The following is a 15,389-nucleotide window of genomic DNA, read 5'->3' on the forward strand; positions in this document are numbered from 1 at the left end:
AGATGATTCGCACGGAGGAAATGCTACTTAATGTCGGACCTCAGCATCCGAGCACCCATGGAGTGTTCCGACTTGTTATCAAAATTGATGGAGAGATTATTAAAGAGGCTACTCCTGTAATAGGGTATCTTCACCGCGGAACAGAGAAACTAGCGGAAAATCTCCAATATACGCAAATTATCCCTTATACGGACCGAATGGATTATCTATCTGCCATGACTAACAACTATGTCATCTGTCATGCAGTAGAGACGATGATGGGGCTGGAGATACCAGAAAGGGCCGAATATTTACGAGTACTAGCAATGGAACTAGGTCGTGTTGCGAGTCACCTCGTCTGGTATGGTACATATTTGTTGGATATTGGAGCGGTCAGTCCGTTTTTATATGCTTTCCGAGAGCGTGAAATGATTATTAATCTATTGAATGAACTTTCCGGTGCCAGACTTACCTTCAATTATATGCGAGTAGGTGGTGTGAAGTGGGATGCACCTGAGGGCTGGATTGATAAAGTAAGAGAGTTTATTCCTTATATGAGGGAACATTTAAAGGGCTATCATGACCTTGTAACGGGAAATGAAATATTTATGAGTCGTGTAAAAGGCGTCGGTCGTTACACGAAAGAGGAAGCTCTAGCGTATTCACTAAGTGGTGCAAACCTCAGATGTACTGGGGTGAAGTGGGATCTTCGGAAGGATGAACCGTACAGCATCTACGATCGATTTGATTTTGATGTACCAACACGTGATGGCGGAGATGCTTGGGCACGCTATCATTGTCGGATGGAGGAAATAGAGGAATCTCTAAAAATCATTGAACAGGCCGTAGAGCAATTCCCGCAGGAAGGCGAGATTATGGCAAAAGTGCCAAGGATCATTAAGGCGCCAAAAGGGGAAGCATATGTACGAATCGAATCTCCACGTGGAGAAATAGGCTGTTATATTGCAAGTGATGGAAAAAAAGAACCATATCGGTTAAAATTCCGCCGTCCGTCTTTCTATAACCTGCAAATTTTACCTAAATTACTAGAGGGCGAAAACATGGCGAATTTGATTACCATTTTAGGAGCGATTGATATTGTCCTAGGGGAGGTGGATGGCTAATGATGCAGGGACTTCTGGAATCATCACCATCCTGGACGAATTTTTTCATTTTTTTCGGACTGGCAACGGCACTTTTACTTGCCGTACTTGGATTTGTAACGTACGGAATTCTTGCCGAACGTAAAGTAATGGGTTTCATGCAGGGACGAATTGGGCCAAACCAAGTAGGAGGATCATGGGGGTTACTCCAGACAGTGGCCGATGTTCTAAAGCTACTGATAAAAGAAGATACTATACCAAAAATGGCAGATCGACCATTATATATTATCGCTCCAGTAATTGCCTTTACACCAGCATTCATGGTGCTTGCAGTCATTCCATTCACCGACAAATTCCAATTTGCCGATATTGGTGTAGGGTTGCTGTACTACATTGCCATCTCTGGTGTCACAACTGTTGGTGTTGTGACAGCAGGATGGGCGTCAAACAACAAGTACTCTTTGCTTGGCGGAATGCGTGCAGCGGCACAAATGATATCTTATGAAGTACCGCTAGTAATGTCTGTTATCGGGGTGGTATTGCTAGCAGGAAGCTTGAATTTAAATCAAATCGTGGCGGCACAGGCTGAGACATTTTGGTTCATCATTCTGCAACCAGTAGGATTTATCATCTTTGTAATAGCCTCCGTTGCCGAACTCAATCGTACACCATTCGATTTACCAGAGGCGGAATCAGAGCTTGTAGCAGGCTATCATGTGGAGTATTCCGGCTTCCGTTGGGCATTCTTCATGCTTGCGGAATATGTTTATTTGTTTGCGATGGCATCCTTAACCACTGTGCTTTTCCTAGGCGGATGGCTACCACCATTTGAATTCCTAGGCTTCATTCCAGGAGCCGTCTGGTTCGCCTTAAAATTCAGTGTCGTCGTATTCGTGCTTATCTGGATCCGCGTCACCTTCCCACGTTTGCGTGCAGACCAACTAATGGAATTTGGCTGGAAGGTATTGCTCCCAGTAGCACTAGCCAACATCTTTTTCTCTGCAATCATGAAAGAGCTATTCTTTAAATAAAAGGCTGTTTTCGCAAACTTTGTTGCTTTTACGAACTTTATTAGATACTCGTAATAATCGTTACTGTCGTGCTCTTTTCCTGCATTTAGTTTATGTCAAAATGACAAGTTTTCAGTGAACATGCACGTGAAAAGTCCAGAACCCGACTTTTCTAGTAAAAAGTACAGAACCCGACTTTTTACCGGTTACTAGCAACATTCTTATAGAAAAGAGCAAATAAAAAAAGTTGGATTAGGTTGATTATAAATCGCAATATAGTTTTCCCCAGTAGATTGGAGCGCAAGGTATGAGACTCCATCGGGAGGTGGCGGTAAAGTGGAGACCCCGCAGGCAATAGCCGAGAAGGCTCCACGCCACCCCACGGAAAGTTGGAACGGAAATCAACTGGGAGTTGAATGAGAAAATTTGAACTTACATGTTTAAAAAAGTAAATCACACAATCATTCCTTACTAAAAGGGGTAACGGAAGAAACAGGGGTGAAACGAAATGCGCGGTCTTGCAAAAGGTTTGAAGTATACCCTACAAAACTTAACGAAGAAAAAAGTAACCTATGATTACCCGAATGAGCCGCTTCCATTACCGGATCGGTTCCGTGGCATCCAGAAATTCTACCCGGAAAAATGCATTGTCTGTAATCAATGTGCCAACATTTGTCCAACAGACTGTATTCAGCTTACTGGGAAGAAGCACCCGGATCCAACGAAAAAGGGGAAAATTATCGACACATACGACATTAATTTTGAAATCTGTATTTTGTGTGACCTCTGTACGGAGGTTTGTCCAACAGAGGCCATCATTATGACAAATAATTTCGAACTTGCCGAATATAGCAGGGATCGTCTTTTCAAAGATCTGCAATGGTTGGATGAAAATGATACGAACATCAGGAAGGAGAATAAGGCATGACGATAACTGGTGAATTTATCGCATTTTTGTTCTTGGCTGTTTCTGCGATTGCCGGTGGAGTGCTCATGCTGAATTTGACGAAGGTCGTTCATATGGTGGTAGCCCTTGTTTTTACCTTCATCAGTTTGGCAGGTATCTATGTTATGCTCTCCGCTGAGTTCGTGGCGGCAGTACAAATACTTATTTACTCAGGTGCCGTTACCATTATCATGCTGTTCGGAATCATGCTTACCCGTCACAATGACCATTCCGAGACATCTGGTATTGGGAGAAAGCTCCTTGTCGGTGCGGGAATACTTGGGTTTGCAGCGGTAATGTATTTCGGTTTATATAGTTTGGACTTGGGTACTCAACCATCCGCTGATCTCCATGTAAACAATACCGAGCAAATAGGTGTTGCTATCTATGCCCATTACGTCATTCCATTTGAGTTGACGTCAGTGATTTTGCTCGTTGCATTGGTCGGAGCAATCATTTTAGCAAGACGGGATGATGAGGAAGAGGTAAAAGAGGAGGCGACGAAGGAATGACAGGAGTTCCATTATCAGCCTACCTGGTACTAGCGCTCGTTCTTTTTTGTATCGGACTATATGGGGCGTTAACTAAAAGAAACACAGTCATCGTCTTGATCTGTATCGAATTGATGCTGAACGCAGTTAACATCAATCTCGTTGCATTCAGTAAATTTGGTATTAATCCCGCCATTACAGGGCAAGTGTTTTCGCTCTTTACCATCACAGTAGCAGCAGCGGAAGCCGCAGTGGGACTTGCGATTCTAATTGCACTTTATCGCAACCGTCGTACTGTTAATATTGACGAAATGACTACATTAAAAAATTGAAAAATACCCGCAACTTGTTTGCACAAAAGCGCAGGACCAATTTAAATCCTGCGGTAAAGAAGGGGACTTGATACGATGATGGAGAATGCTTGGATCATCCCGCTTTTTCCGCTGATCTCCTTTATCCTATTACTGCTTGTTGGCAAAAGAATGAAAGAATCAAGTGCGTTACTTGGAATCGCACTGATAGCACTGTCGTTCATCTTTTCCCTCATGGCACTATGGGAGCGGTTTTCAGCACCGACTTTCAAAGCCACTTTCGAATGGCTCCAATTAGGGGATGTCGTTCTGACGGCGGGATATGAAGTTAATCAATTAAATGCCTTGATGCTTGTCGTAGTATCACTTGTCAGCTTATTAGTACATATTTATTCCAAAGGATATATGCACGGGGACGACCGATTCCATGTATTTTATGCCTATCTTGGACTGTTCACCTTTGCCATGCTGGCGCTTGTTATGTCACCAAACCTGCTGCAGCTCTATATTTTCTGGGAGCTTGTAGGAGTAGGATCATTCTTACTAATTGGATTTTATTTTTATAAAAATGAAGCAAAGGCAGCAGCTAAAAAAGCATTCATAATGACACGTATAGGAGATGTCGGATTATTTATCGGGATCATCCTCCTATTTTGGCAGGTTGGTAGCTTTGAATATGATGTCATTTTCACTGCTGTTGGAGCAGGGGAAATATCAGCAGGAATGCTGACGCTCATTGCCATCCTCATTTTTGTAGGAGCAATGGGGAAATCCGGTCAATTTCCGCTTCATTCCTGGTTGCCTGACGCAATGGAAGGACCAACGCCTGTTTCTGCCCTAATCCATGCGGCGACAATGGTTGCAGCAGGAGTATATTTAGTTGCGAGTCTTTTCCCGCTCTACAATGCAAGTGAAACTGCTTTAATGACAGTGGCAGTCGTTGGAGGATTTACGGCTATTTTCGCAGCCTCCATCGGCCTTGTTCAAAAGGATATAAAACGAGTATTGGCTTATTCTACAGTCAGTCAACTTGGCTTTATGATGCTTGCACTCGGTTCAGCAGGCTATGTGGCTGGTGTTTTCCACCTTACGACACACGCGTTTTTCAAAGCCTTGCTATTCCTTGCAGCAGGAAGTGTCATTCACGCCGTTCATACACAAAATATTGACGAGATGGGCGGAGTATGGAAAAAGATGCGCACAACCGGAATCCTATTTTTAATCGGAACACTTGCCATCACAGGTGTACCGCTATTCTCCGGTTTCTTCAGTAAAGAAGAGATTCTCATAGCCGCTTGGGTAAATGGAAACCCGTTTCTATTTATACTTGCACTCATTGCTGCCTTCTTTACGGCATTTTATATGTTCCGTCTGTTCTTTCTCGTCTTCACTGGAGATGCACGCGGTGACCAGAAGCATGCCCTTGAGTCACCATCTGTCATGACCATTCCGATGATAGTCCTTGGGGTATTAGCAGTTGTGGCAGGTTACATGAACACTCCTTGGTTTGGTCATTTTCTTGGGGACTGGTTGACAGAAGGGACTACCATATACGGGCCATCCCATATTGAAGGACCGTTTTGGATTATGATTGCAGCTATTCTTGTTTCTGTTGCTGGAATTGGAATTGCCTATCTGATTTATTACCGCCGTTCCATCGAACGGGAAACGTTCAGTATGGGAGCTCCACATCTATACGGCATATTACGAAATAAATATTTTGTTGATGAATTTTATAAAATGACCTTTGTCTACGGCACAAGAGTAATAAGCTTATTCCTCAAGTATATCGATAAATTCCTTGTAGAAGGAACGATGAAAGGGATAGCGTCTGGGTCTCAGCAACTTGGTAGACTTGGAGCTAAAGTGCAAAACGGACAAACACAAACCTATGGCGCAGTAGCCTTTGTCGGGCTTGCCATTCTCATCATTATCTTTGTCTTCACAGGGGGGTATTTAGGATGAATCTATTTTTAACAGCCTTAATTTTTGCCCCTCTTTTAGGAATACTTGTACTGCTTTTTATCCCAAAAACGGATGGATATGCTATTAAACTGACAGGTTTTCTAGCCACATTACCATCCCTTATACTCGCTCTTATCGCATTTTGGCAATATAAGGCTGGAGCTGATCTTTCTCAATTTGCTGTAAAGTATGAGTGGTTCAGCTTTGGAAACCAGGGGTTAATGACAAGAGTGTATGGTGAGCCTGTCTACCAGCCGATTTCCTACGAACTTGGTATTGATGGATTTTCCATGGTGATGATTTTGTTAACAGCAGTATTGTCCACATTAGCTGCTATAGCTTCCATTCATGTGAAAAAAGAATGGAAAGGCTATTTTATCCTTTTCTTACTTTTACAGATTGGAATGCTCGGAGTCTTTGCAGCTGAAAATCTATTACTTTTCTTCTTTTTCTTTGAATTAACACTTATTCCGATGTTTTTCCTCATCGGTAAATGGGGCTATTTTGAAAAAGAAAATGCTGCCTATCGATTTTTAATTTATAACGGAATTGGTTCTGCCATCCTATTAATTGTCTTTATCGTTCTTTTTGCTAAAACAGGAACGATGAACATTGCAGAAATCACTAGCATGTTCCAAGGCACATCTGATGCGATGCTGCTTGGTGAAATAACAGACGATTTAAGGTTAGGACTGCTAATTGCGCTGCTTGTGGCATTCGGTGTAAAACTACCGATTGTACCGTTACATACATGGATGCTGAAAGTCCATGTTCAGGCACCACCTTCCATTGTTATGCTGCATGCAGGTGTGCTTTTGAAAATTGGGGCATACGGACTCATTCGTTTCGGAGTAGGGATTTTTCCAGAGCAATTCGAGGAGCTTGCTTTCATTCTAGCAATTTTAGGTGTCGTGAATCTCCTGTATGGAGCTTTCTTAGCCCTTATCCAAACTGATTTCAAAATGGTGCTAGCTTACTCTAGTATCTCGCATATGGGCATTGTGCTCATCGGTCTTGCATCCCTAAATGAAGCGGGAATCCAAGGTGCCATCTTCCAGGTTGTCTCCCATGGCTTTATAGCGGCTCTACTATTCTTCTTAATTGGGGTCATGTATGAAAGGGTAGGTACGACCGATATTGGAAAGCTCGGTGGTTTAGCGAAAGTAATGCCATTAGCTGCTGGCTTCTTCCTTGTTGGAGCAATGGCATCCTTAGGTTTACCGGGAATGTCTGGATTTGTCAGTGAATTCTTGGCCTTCATGGGATTGTTCCGCGAAATGCCTATTGTAGCAGCCGTTGGAACACTAGGAATTATATTAACAGCAGCATACTTGTTGCGAGCTGTTCTTGGGATGACATTTGGGGAAAAATCGTCTCGTTATGACGAGAAAATACTAGACATTCGTGGAGTCGAATTCATTCCAGTATTTGCGATGCTGTTCTTCATCGTCCTAATTGGTGTCTATCCAAGCATACTTGCACAACCACTGCAAGATACCATCAATGCCATCATACTAGGGATAGGAGGGTGAATGGGAGATGGATTTAGAAACCTTGCTCAGCTTTGAATGGAGTGTCATGGCACCGGAATTCATCATCCTTGGTGTAGCAACCCTTCTTTCACTACTAGACTTATTTTTACCGAAAAAAATAGATCGAAGACTGCTTGGCTGGATCGGATTTGCTGGAATTCTGGCAGCAATCGGTTTTTTAGTAGGTATGTATGGGAAAGACGTTACAACCATACTATATGAAACATACCGACTCGACAGCTTCGCGATGGCATTTAAAACACTCATCCTCGTAGGCTCCGCATTCATCATGCTTATGGCAATCAGCTATGAGCCTAAAGAAGGCTTAAAGGAGTACAGAGGCGAGTTCTTTTATCTATTGTTATTAGGTGTTCTTGGGGCAATGATAATGTCTTCAAGCGGCGACTTAATCACCTTGTTCGTTGGACTAGAGCTATTGTCTCTAACTTCGTATGTCCTGGCAGGTTTACGTAAAAAGAACATTCAATCGAACGAAGCTGCAATGAAATATGTTATTAACGGTGGAATTGCCACAGCGATAACACTTTTCGGAATGAGTTACGTATACGGACTAACAGGAACCACGAACTTGAATGAAATGCACCTAATGCTTGCCCAAATTAATGCACGTGACATGCAGTTTTTACTAGTCATTGCTTTCATGATGATGTTTGTAGGTTTGTCCTTTAAGTTGGCGACCGCACCGTTCCATATGTGGGCACCAGATGTCTATCAAGGAGCGCCAACACCAGTTACTGCATTCCTGGCTGTTGTTTCCAAGACAGCTGGATTTATCATCGTCTTACGCTTGTTTATTACATTGTTCTTTGCGACCCGTGCTGCTGAAGAGGCGTCCATGCTGTTCTCAATGAAAGAGTTCATCGCTGTCATTGCGGTAGCCTCCATGATCATCGGTAACTTCGTAGCACTGCGACAGCGCAATGTAAAAAGACTATTCGCATACTCTGGTGTGGCACATGCCGGATATTTACTAGTTCCACTTGCAACCTTGAACTTCATCTTCATTTTCGAAGCCATGTGGTTCTACCTAGTCGCTTACCTGTTCATGAATATCGGTGCTTTAGCTGTTTTACAGGTAGTCACTTCTCGCGATGACTCAGAGGATGTGAGCCGTTTTGCTGGACTTTACCAGCGCTCACCTCTGCTTGCTGTATTGATGTCCATATTCCTTCTATCATTGGCTGGAATTCCAGGGACAGCGGGCTTTATCGGGAAATTAAATATTTTCGTCGGTGCGATATCAGAACCAAGCAATGCCTATGTGCTTGCCTCCGTGCTGATACTGACCACCATCATTTCATACTTTTACTATTTTGGAATCATGACTCAAATGTTTTTCCGTCCCTCAGCAAGCCAAGAAAGAATCCACGTTCCCATTGGAATCTGGATTACGCTCATCTTGTGTGCAGTTGGAACAATCGTGCTAGGTGTCCTGCCAAATCTGGCAATTGACATGTTTGGTAACAATTTTGATATCTTGCTTGACTTCTTTAGTGTCGACAAAAACCATCAATAATACAAAAAGAAGGAGTGGAAAAAGCTCCTTCTTTTTTATGTTATCATTATAGAAGAAAAATTTAGACAGAAGGAGGTAGTCAAACCATGATTAATTTTGGCGTCGAAGCACTTGTCAGCATCCTCTCACACCTCATGTTTATCAGCATTACTTGGTGGGCACTCCAAGGAATCCAATATGAAAAATGGATGAAAAAAAACAAAGTCGTCCAAGTCCGTTTGTTGCTAATCCTCATCACCATTGCAATCGGATCCACCGTAAGCAACTTCTTTTTGGATTACCTATTCTTATCCCAAAGATTGCCAATGATGTGGTAGTGGGGTGTCTGGTTTACATATATTGTGGTCCACATTTTCTCATTCGCTTAATTAAGTGCTGCTTTCGCCAGAAAAACCAAATTTTCGCTTAATTATGCAAATTGCCCCCATTCTCAAACCTAAAATGCCCCGCATCTGCGGGGTATTTTGCTGTACCGTCCAAAAGTAACTCAAAATGCCAAATTCCCACCTAGAAAAAGAATTTTGACGAATAATTTCACGTATTCCACACCCTAAATGTGTCAACAATGAATAGTAATAAAAAGACGGGGGCGTTGGGGAAATGATGAATTCAAAAAAGTGGCCAGACACATTTAATAGATTGCTAGGGCTAGTACTAATTTTCGGAATATGTTTTATAGGGGTAATTCTTGGGAATGAAAGAAGCAGAGCTCATGAAACATCCGAATTCAGTACTGAGATACTTGAAATCGCTGAGGTTTTCACAAAAGAAAAAATAAATATTCAAGAATGGAAACTTTATGGACGATTAAACGTCTATAAAATTAGGGATTTAGTCGCTTTTCAAAAAGAGGTAAATCGTTTAAAACAGAATATGGGCCATCTAAGTTGGAATGTGATAGAAGAAGAGGATCAATGGAAAGCAGTTGGGACGTACTATAATGATGTGCGTAAGCAGGAGGAGACAATTCAACTTATCACTACCCACACAAAGACATCCCCGAGCTCGTACATATTATATGAGGTTACAGGGTATGGCTGGGATGAGCCTATTTCAACAGCGGTTATTCAAGATTTCCATTTAAATCTTACCAAAATTTCTCATGATGACTTTGAAATATTTAGTTGTATGATTGGCGAGTTCAATGATAAAATTAAAGTTGGTTTGCAAAATACGACAAGTATATTGCTAGACTCATTTTCAGCAGAAAAAGTGGAAGAAACCAGGGAAGACACTTTTGTCTCCGTTTCAGCATATACGGAACGATGGAATAATGTTCTCCCAACACAGCAAGGAAAGATGAACTTACAAATTGGATTACGTACACAAGGATTGGGCGATAAGACTACCGTTATTGTAGGCACGCCAATTATTACTGTTGAATACTAATATATAGAATATAAGACGCGGAGGGGAACATGTTGGAAAAAATCATCGTCCGCGGCGGACAAAGGTTAAAAGGTACTGTGAAAGTAGAAGGTGCCAAAAATGCAGTATTACCTGTTATCGCCGCAACTTTATTAGCTAGCAAAGGCAAATGCGAAATCTTAGATGTACCTGAGCTCTCCGACGTTTATACGATTAACGAGGTTTTGCGTTACTTGAATGCCGATGTTGATTTTGCAAATAATCGTATAACTGTCGATGCAACAAGAGAGCTTCATACAGAAGCACCGTTTGAATATGTAAGAAAAATGAGAGCATCCGTACTTGTTATGGGTTCACTACTTGCTCGTAATGGAAAAGCACAAATTGCCTTACCAGGTGGCTGTGCAATCGGATCTAGACCAATTGATCAGCATTTAAAAGGATTCGAAGCGATGGGTGCTAAAGTGAAAGTTGGAAATGGTTATATCGATGCCGAGGTAGATGGAAGATTACAAGGCGCGAAAATATATCTTGATTTCCCAAGCGTGGGAGCGACTGAAAACATCATGATGGCCGCAACACTTGCTGAAGGTACAACTATTATTGAAAACGTTGCAAAAGAACCGGAAATCGTGGATCTCGCTAACTTCTTAAATTCCATGGGAGCAAAGGTTCGTGGAGCAGGAACTGGAACCATAAAAATAGAAGGTGTAACGGAATTGCATGGTTGCAAACACCATATTATTCCTGACCGTATCGAAGCAGGTACTTTTATGGTGGCAGCAGCAATCACAGGTGGAGACGTCATTGTGGAAGGTGCTGTGCCTGAACATTCCAGCTCATTAATCGCGAAAATGGAAGAAATGGGCGTTAAATTTGAAGAGGTAGAAAACGGATTACGTGTAATTGGTCCAGATAAGCTAAAGCCAATAGACATCAAAACAATGCCACACCCTGGCTTCCCAACTGATATGCAATCACAAATGATGTCCTTGTTACTTGCAGCTGAAGGAACTAGCATGATTACGGAAACCGTATTCGAAAATCGTTTTATGCATGTCGAAGAATTCCGTCGCATGAATGGCGATATCAAAATCGAAGGCCGTTCTGTCGTCATCAATGGGCCATCTGATCTGCAGGGTGCCGAAGTAGCAGCAACTGACCTTCGTGCAGCAGCAGCCTTAACACTTGCTGGACTTATCGCTGATGGCTATACGCGTGTAACAGAACTGAAGCACTTAGATCGCGGCTATGTGAACTTCCACAACAAACTAGCAGCACTTGGCGCAGATATCGAACGCGTAAGCTCTATGGAACAAGAACAAACTGTCATTATGGAACAGATGAAAGAAGCATAATATCGCTAATTATAATATGTATATTCTACAAATTGAGGCAAATTCCTTTTGGGGTTTGTCTCTTTTTTCATTATTTTGAAAAATAGGACAAACTACATAACGGTTAATCTTAATAAAAGCTTTTCCGAAACCAGTCATAATAACTTGTCCACTCCCATAAGAATGAAATGTATAGATATCACAATTACTTATCGGAGGCTCTGCGCTATGAGAAACTTAAAACCAATCATCGTACTATCATCTATTCTATTTGTCATGGTATTAATGGTACCAACATTGTTAGTCATGCCGTTTATTCAAAAAGAGAGCGGCCAATTAGCTGAAGATCCCCAACAAACCAAGCAACAAGAGCAACCGCAAATAATGGAATCTCCAATGGATGTAGCGGTTTACCGTCAAACACAGGAAACCATTGAAAACATACCCCTTGAAGAATACATCATAGGAGTGGTGGCTTCTGAAATGCCGGCTGATTTTGAGTTGGAGGCACTAAAAGCGCAGGCGGTGGCGGCGAGGACGTATATACTAAGACAGCTTCTTGCAGATGAAAAACTGGGCACACCAAATGGTGCAGATGTCACAGACACAGAGCAACACCAAGTCTATAAAAGCCCCGAAGAACTGAAGAAATTATGGAAACCAGAGGAATTTGAATGGAAGTTGGCAAAAATAAAGCAGGCGGTCTCAGAAACAGCAGGCTCGGTGCTTACTTATAATAATAAGCCAATTGATGCGAGTTATTTTTCAACAAGCAACGGCTTTACCGAAAACTCTGAAGAATATTGGCCAAACGAAATCCCATACCTTCGCAGTGTTGAAAGCCCCTGGGATGTGGATACCGAAAAATTCTTAAGTCAAACAACCCTTACCATTCAGGAATTTCAATCGAAGCTTGGTGTCAACCTTTCAACAGGTGGTTCTGTCGGGAAAATCCTCTCCCGGACGACAGGTAACCGTGTCGATAAAGTAGAGATCAACGGCAAGCAGCTCTCTGGACGGGAAGTGCGCGATACCCTTAAATTGCGCTCCAGTGACTTCACTTGGGAGCGAAAGGGGGAAAATATCGTCATTACTACGAAAGGCTTCGGACACGGCGTCGGAATGAGCCAATACGGTGCAAACGGCATGGCGTTGGAAGGGAAAACTTACACCCAAATCGTCTCCCACTATTACAAAGACGTCCAAATTGCAAGTGCCGAGCAATACTTGAACACCATAACAGCGAGACAATAAAAAGCCTTTTGAGGTTAATATATAAGTAGCTTTCAATACAATTGATGAAGAGGGAAGCTTTCATTATCATTAAAGTTTCCCCTCTAGAATTGTAAACACAAGCTCTCCCAAATTGGTTTAAACATACACCATAGTTAAGAATTTCTCTCCATTATTTTCACAGGATAATAGAATCTTTTATCGAATACAATTAATGGAGGTGTCTAGATGAGAAAAGTAATTCTTTCCATGGTGATGTCTTTAGATGGTTTTGTTTCTGGTAAAGATGGTGATTGCTCTTGGCATGTCATGGATGAAGAGATGCATAGGTATATGGCTGAGTTTTTGTATTCGGTGGATACCATTTTATACGGTCGAAAAGCGTATGAAATGATGCTGCAATTTTGGCCACAGGCTGAACATGATGAATCTTTATCCAAACCAATTCGTGATTTTGCCAGGAGAATGAACGAGAAAGATAAAATTGTTTTCTCGCAGACTTTACAATCTGCTCAATGGAATGCAAGAGTGGTAAGCAGCAATATTAAAAATGAAATATTTGAGTTGAAAAGCATGGCAGGAAAAGACATGGTCTTGTTTGCTGGTGCAACCGTCGCACAAGCCTTCATGAAAGATGGCTTAATTGACGAGTATCGAGTCATTGTCAATCCACTTCTGCTTGGTGAAGGACAGAAATTGTTTTATCAACACAAACAAAACTTACAGCTTGTTGAGTACCGAGTTTTTTCTTGTGGAAATGTGCTCCTTGTCTATCAAACATGAAGAGATTGGCCTCGATGCGATGCCAGCGAGGTCTATTTTTTATGCTTTTAAAGAACTCCTTAAGCCTCATGATATATGCAAGTAAAAGATAGATCCACATGATTGATAGTTATGCCACAAATTCAAAAGCCTCGCTTACAATACCCTCCAAAAGTTTTTTTCTATTACGATGCATAAAAACCAAATTTTGAAGGAAAATAAGCATTTCAAAAAAATTTTTACTAGTTGTGTATATTATTCTCGGAATCTGTTCAGAATGATTGCTGAGGTGATGATACAATGAGAGAGGAAGAAAAGAAACGGACTTCTCAAAATTCAAATTGGCAGCGTTTAATGAAAAAGCGTTGGGTATTCCCAGCAATCTATCTTGGATGCGCGAGCATAATTTTGACAGCGGTTTTAGTTTTACAATCAGGTAATGAAACAAAAGTGAATCCAGGAACTAATCCAGAAGGACAAGGCCCAACTACTTCTTACGGTGATCAAGATTCCGTTGAAGTAAACAGCCCGGTAGAAAACTTTGTTATGCCGGTAACAGACGTCGATTCATCTGTCATCGCAAAACACTTCTGGGATGAAAATGGATCTGAAGAAGAGCAATTAAATTCTTTCATTGAGTACAACGGGAGATACCAGCCTAATACAGGTGTTGATATCGCAATGAGAGACGGAGAAACCTTCGATGTAGTTGCTTCCCTAAGTGGGACAGTAAAACATATCGAAAAAGATCCAATCCTTGGAACTGTCGTGGAAATCGAGCATGTCAATGGTGTCAAAACAGTTTACCAAGCTTTAGCGGATGATGTAGAAGTTAAAGTAAATGACTTTGTAGAACAAGGCCAAAAAATCGGGAATGCGGGAATTAGCGAACTGAACAAAGAAACAGCACATGTACACTTTGAAATTCGCAAAGACTCCGTAGCAGTTAATCCATTAAGCTATTTTGAAAAGCCAGTAACTGCCCTTATTGAGGCGGAAGACAAAGCTTCTGAAGAAAACAGCGAGCCAGCCGGTGACCAAGAACAAGCTCCTGCAGACGGCGAAGACAAGCCTGAAGACGGAGAAGATAAGGATGACGACGAAGGCTCTTCTGATGAAGAACAAGAAGATGCAGTCAGCTTCCATGCATAATTAAAGCTATACCAGTCTCTATTGAATAAAAGAGCAGCGCTTACCACTTGCTGCTCTTTTTTATGTTGTTTTTAAAGGAAGAGGTGTTGTGAGGGTGGCTGATGCTAGTTTACATAATATCGTTTCCGTCGATAACTTACCTTGTTCCGTCGATACCACTTGGATTTTCGTCGATAACTCACCTCGTTTCGTCGATAACCCCCACGGTTTCGCCGATAAAATGAATAACTCCTCTTTAACCTCCTTTAAAATCGCTGCACATCCCATGGAATGCTCGGAAAAAAGGATATATCCCCCTGGCCTCGCCATTAAACCTCCCAAGCACGCCCAGCACAGCCCTTCTCCAAATCAAAGTTCATAATAATAGGAATATTTCCGCCTCCAGCTGGGTATACTATCATTACCGATACACCAACAACATCATCAGCGCATAAAATCAGAGAATGTCTTGACCGCCGACGAGGGTACCGTCTGGCGGTTTTTTTAGTTTAGGAAAAGTATTACTTTTACAGTTAGAGCAGTGTCTAGCTCCAGCGCCAAGCCCCTCGAGGTCATAAGCCAATCCGTCAAGAAGGTAATACCCAACCTTCTCGCCGTCTCGTCTTATGCTTTTCGGGGCTGGTCAAGTCGCTTGCGCTTTTCTTAGTGTCTAGCTCCAGCGCC

Annotated in this window: 15 protein-coding genes; 14 read left to right on the top strand and 1 reads right to left on the bottom strand. The window is 42.0% G+C overall.

All coding sequences use genetic code 11. The features are described from left to right. Positions 1–2 precede the first annotated feature (2 nt). The 14 genes from LRP81_RS04595 (at position 3) to LRP81_RS04660 (ending at position 14,726) form a co-directional block, all read left to right on the top strand. Positions 3–1,103 carry an NADH-quinone oxidoreductase subunit D gene (locus LRP81_RS04595; RefSeq protein ID WP_230500070.1) on the top strand — a complete coding sequence of 367 codons (1,101 nt, stop codon included), beginning with the start codon at positions 3–5 and terminating at the stop codon, positions 1,101–1,103. Beyond that, positions 1,103–2,113: an NADH-quinone oxidoreductase subunit NuoH gene (nuoH, locus tag LRP81_RS04600; protein WP_230500071.1), complete on the top strand. Its 1,011-nt coding sequence runs from the start codon at positions 1,103–1,105 to the stop codon at positions 2,111–2,113. The genes LRP81_RS04595 and nuoH overlap by 1 nt, the downstream gene beginning before the upstream one ends. Positions 2,114–2,600: 487 nt before the next feature. After that, complete coding sequence (nuoI, locus tag LRP81_RS04605; protein WP_230500072.1) at positions 2,601–3,020, top strand: NADH-quinone oxidoreductase subunit NuoI; 420 nt, start codon at positions 2,601–2,603, stop codon at positions 3,018–3,020. Beyond that, entirely contained in the window at positions 3,017–3,550 is a 534-nt protein-coding gene (locus LRP81_RS04610; RefSeq protein ID WP_230500073.1) for an NADH-quinone oxidoreductase subunit J, read from the top strand. The genes nuoI and LRP81_RS04610 overlap by 4 nt, the downstream gene beginning before the upstream one ends. Then, the gene (nuoK, locus tag LRP81_RS04615; protein WP_230500074.1) at positions 3,547–3,861 is read left to right on the top strand and encodes an NADH-quinone oxidoreductase subunit NuoK; all 315 of its coding nucleotides are present in this window, start codon (positions 3,547–3,549) and stop codon (positions 3,859–3,861) included. The genes LRP81_RS04610 and nuoK overlap by 4 nt, the downstream gene beginning before the upstream one ends. A gap of 75 nt (positions 3,862–3,936) precedes the next feature. Continuing rightward, positions 3,937–5,805, top strand: a complete 1,869-nt coding sequence (nuoL, locus tag LRP81_RS04620) for an NADH-quinone oxidoreductase subunit L (protein WP_230500075.1) — start codon at positions 3,937–3,939, stop codon at positions 5,803–5,805. After that, on the top strand, positions 5,802–7,337 hold the full coding sequence (locus tag LRP81_RS04625) for a complex I subunit 4 family protein (RefSeq protein ID WP_230500076.1): 1,536 nt from the start codon (positions 5,802–5,804) through the stop codon (positions 7,335–7,337). Before nuoL ends, LRP81_RS04625 begins: the two co-directional genes overlap by 4 nt. 7 nt (positions 7,338–7,344) lie before the next feature. Further along, positions 7,345–8,874: an NADH-quinone oxidoreductase subunit NuoN gene (gene nuoN, locus LRP81_RS04630; RefSeq protein WP_230500077.1), complete on the top strand. Its 1,530-nt coding sequence runs from the start codon at positions 7,345–7,347 to the stop codon at positions 8,872–8,874. Positions 8,875–8,960: 86 nt separating this feature from the next. Continuing rightward, positions 8,961–9,191 carry a DUF1146 family protein gene (locus tag LRP81_RS04635; protein WP_230500078.1) on the top strand — a complete coding sequence of 77 codons (231 nt, stop codon included), beginning with the start codon at positions 8,961–8,963 and terminating at the stop codon, positions 9,189–9,191. A gap of 283 nt (positions 9,192–9,474) precedes the next feature. Then, positions 9,475–10,263 (top strand): YwmB family TATA-box binding protein, encoded by a 789-nt coding sequence (locus LRP81_RS04640; protein WP_230500079.1) that lies wholly within the window; start codon positions 9,475–9,477, stop codon positions 10,261–10,263. A 32-nt stretch (positions 10,264–10,295) separates the two neighbouring features. After that, positions 10,296–11,600, top strand: coding sequence for a UDP-N-acetylglucosamine 1-carboxyvinyltransferase (gene murA, locus LRP81_RS04645; RefSeq protein ID WP_230500080.1), 1,305 nt, complete (start codon positions 10,296–10,298; stop codon positions 11,598–11,600). A gap of 207 nt (positions 11,601–11,807) precedes the next feature. Continuing rightward, complete coding sequence (spoIID, locus tag LRP81_RS04650; RefSeq protein ID WP_230500135.1) at positions 11,808–12,833, top strand: stage II sporulation protein D; 1,026 nt, start codon at positions 11,808–11,810, stop codon at positions 12,831–12,833. Positions 12,834–13,040: 207 nt separating this feature from the next. Continuing rightward, positions 13,041–13,595 (top strand): dihydrofolate reductase family protein, encoded by a 555-nt coding sequence (locus LRP81_RS04655; RefSeq protein WP_230500081.1) that lies wholly within the window; start codon positions 13,041–13,043, stop codon positions 13,593–13,595. A gap of 333 nt (positions 13,596–13,928) precedes the next feature. After that, positions 13,929–14,726, top strand: a complete 798-nt coding sequence (locus LRP81_RS04660; RefSeq protein ID WP_230500082.1) for a M23 family metallopeptidase — start codon at positions 13,929–13,931, stop codon at positions 14,724–14,726. A gap of 60 nt (positions 14,727–14,786) precedes the next feature. Here LRP81_RS04660 and LRP81_RS04665 read toward each other — a convergent pair whose 3' ends face one another. Beyond that, positions 14,787–15,035, bottom strand: coding sequence for a hypothetical protein (locus LRP81_RS04665; RefSeq protein ID WP_230500083.1), 249 nt, complete (start codon positions 15,033–15,035; stop codon positions 14,787–14,789). Positions 15,036–15,389: the final 354 nt, after the last annotated feature.

The organism is Sutcliffiella rhizosphaerae, assembly GCF_917563925.1.
Taxonomy (GTDB): Bacteria; Bacillota; Bacilli; order Bacillales; family Bacillaceae_I; genus Sutcliffiella_A; species Sutcliffiella_A rhizosphaerae.

Bases quoted from the DNA above. Each gene is read 5' to 3' on its own strand.
- nuoN (WP_230500077.1), top strand. From the start codon at position 7,345: ATGGATTTAGAAACCTTGCTCAGCTTTGAATGGAGTGTCATGGCACCG.
- LRP81_RS04640 (WP_230500079.1), top strand. From the start codon at position 9,475: ATGATGAATTCAAAAAAGTGGCCAGACACATTTAATAGATTGCTAGGG.
- LRP81_RS04655 (WP_230500081.1), top strand. From the start codon at position 13,041: ATGAGAAAAGTAATTCTTTCCATGGTGATGTCTTTAGATGGTTTTGTT.
- nuoK (WP_230500074.1), top strand. From the start codon at position 3,547: ATGACAGGAGTTCCATTATCAGCCTACCTGGTACTAGCGCTCGTTCTT.
- nuoH (WP_230500071.1), top strand. From the start codon at position 1,103: ATGATGCAGGGACTTCTGGAATCATCACCATCCTGGACGAATTTTTTC.
- spoIID (WP_230500135.1), top strand. From the start codon at position 11,808: ATGAGAAACTTAAAACCAATCATCGTACTATCATCTATTCTATTTGTC.
- nuoI (WP_230500072.1), top strand. From the start codon at position 2,601: ATGCGCGGTCTTGCAAAAGGTTTGAAGTATACCCTACAAAACTTAACG.
- nuoL (WP_230500075.1), top strand. From the start codon at position 3,937: ATGATGGAGAATGCTTGGATCATCCCGCTTTTTCCGCTGATCTCCTTT.
- LRP81_RS04660 (WP_230500082.1), top strand. From the start codon at position 13,929: ATGAAAAAGCGTTGGGTATTCCCAGCAATCTATCTTGGATGCGCGAGC.
- LRP81_RS04665 (WP_230500083.1), bottom strand. From the start codon at position 15,035: ATGGCGAGGCCAGGGGGATATATCCTTTTTTCCGAGCATTCCATGGGA.
- LRP81_RS04625 (WP_230500076.1), top strand. From the start codon at position 5,802: ATGAATCTATTTTTAACAGCCTTAATTTTTGCCCCTCTTTTAGGAATA.
- LRP81_RS04635 (WP_230500078.1), top strand. From the start codon at position 8,961: ATGATTAATTTTGGCGTCGAAGCACTTGTCAGCATCCTCTCACACCTC.
- LRP81_RS04610 (WP_230500073.1), top strand. From the start codon at position 3,017: ATGACGATAACTGGTGAATTTATCGCATTTTTGTTCTTGGCTGTTTCT.
- LRP81_RS04595 (WP_230500070.1), top strand. From the start codon at position 3: ATGATTCGCACGGAGGAAATGCTACTTAATGTCGGACCTCAGCATCCG.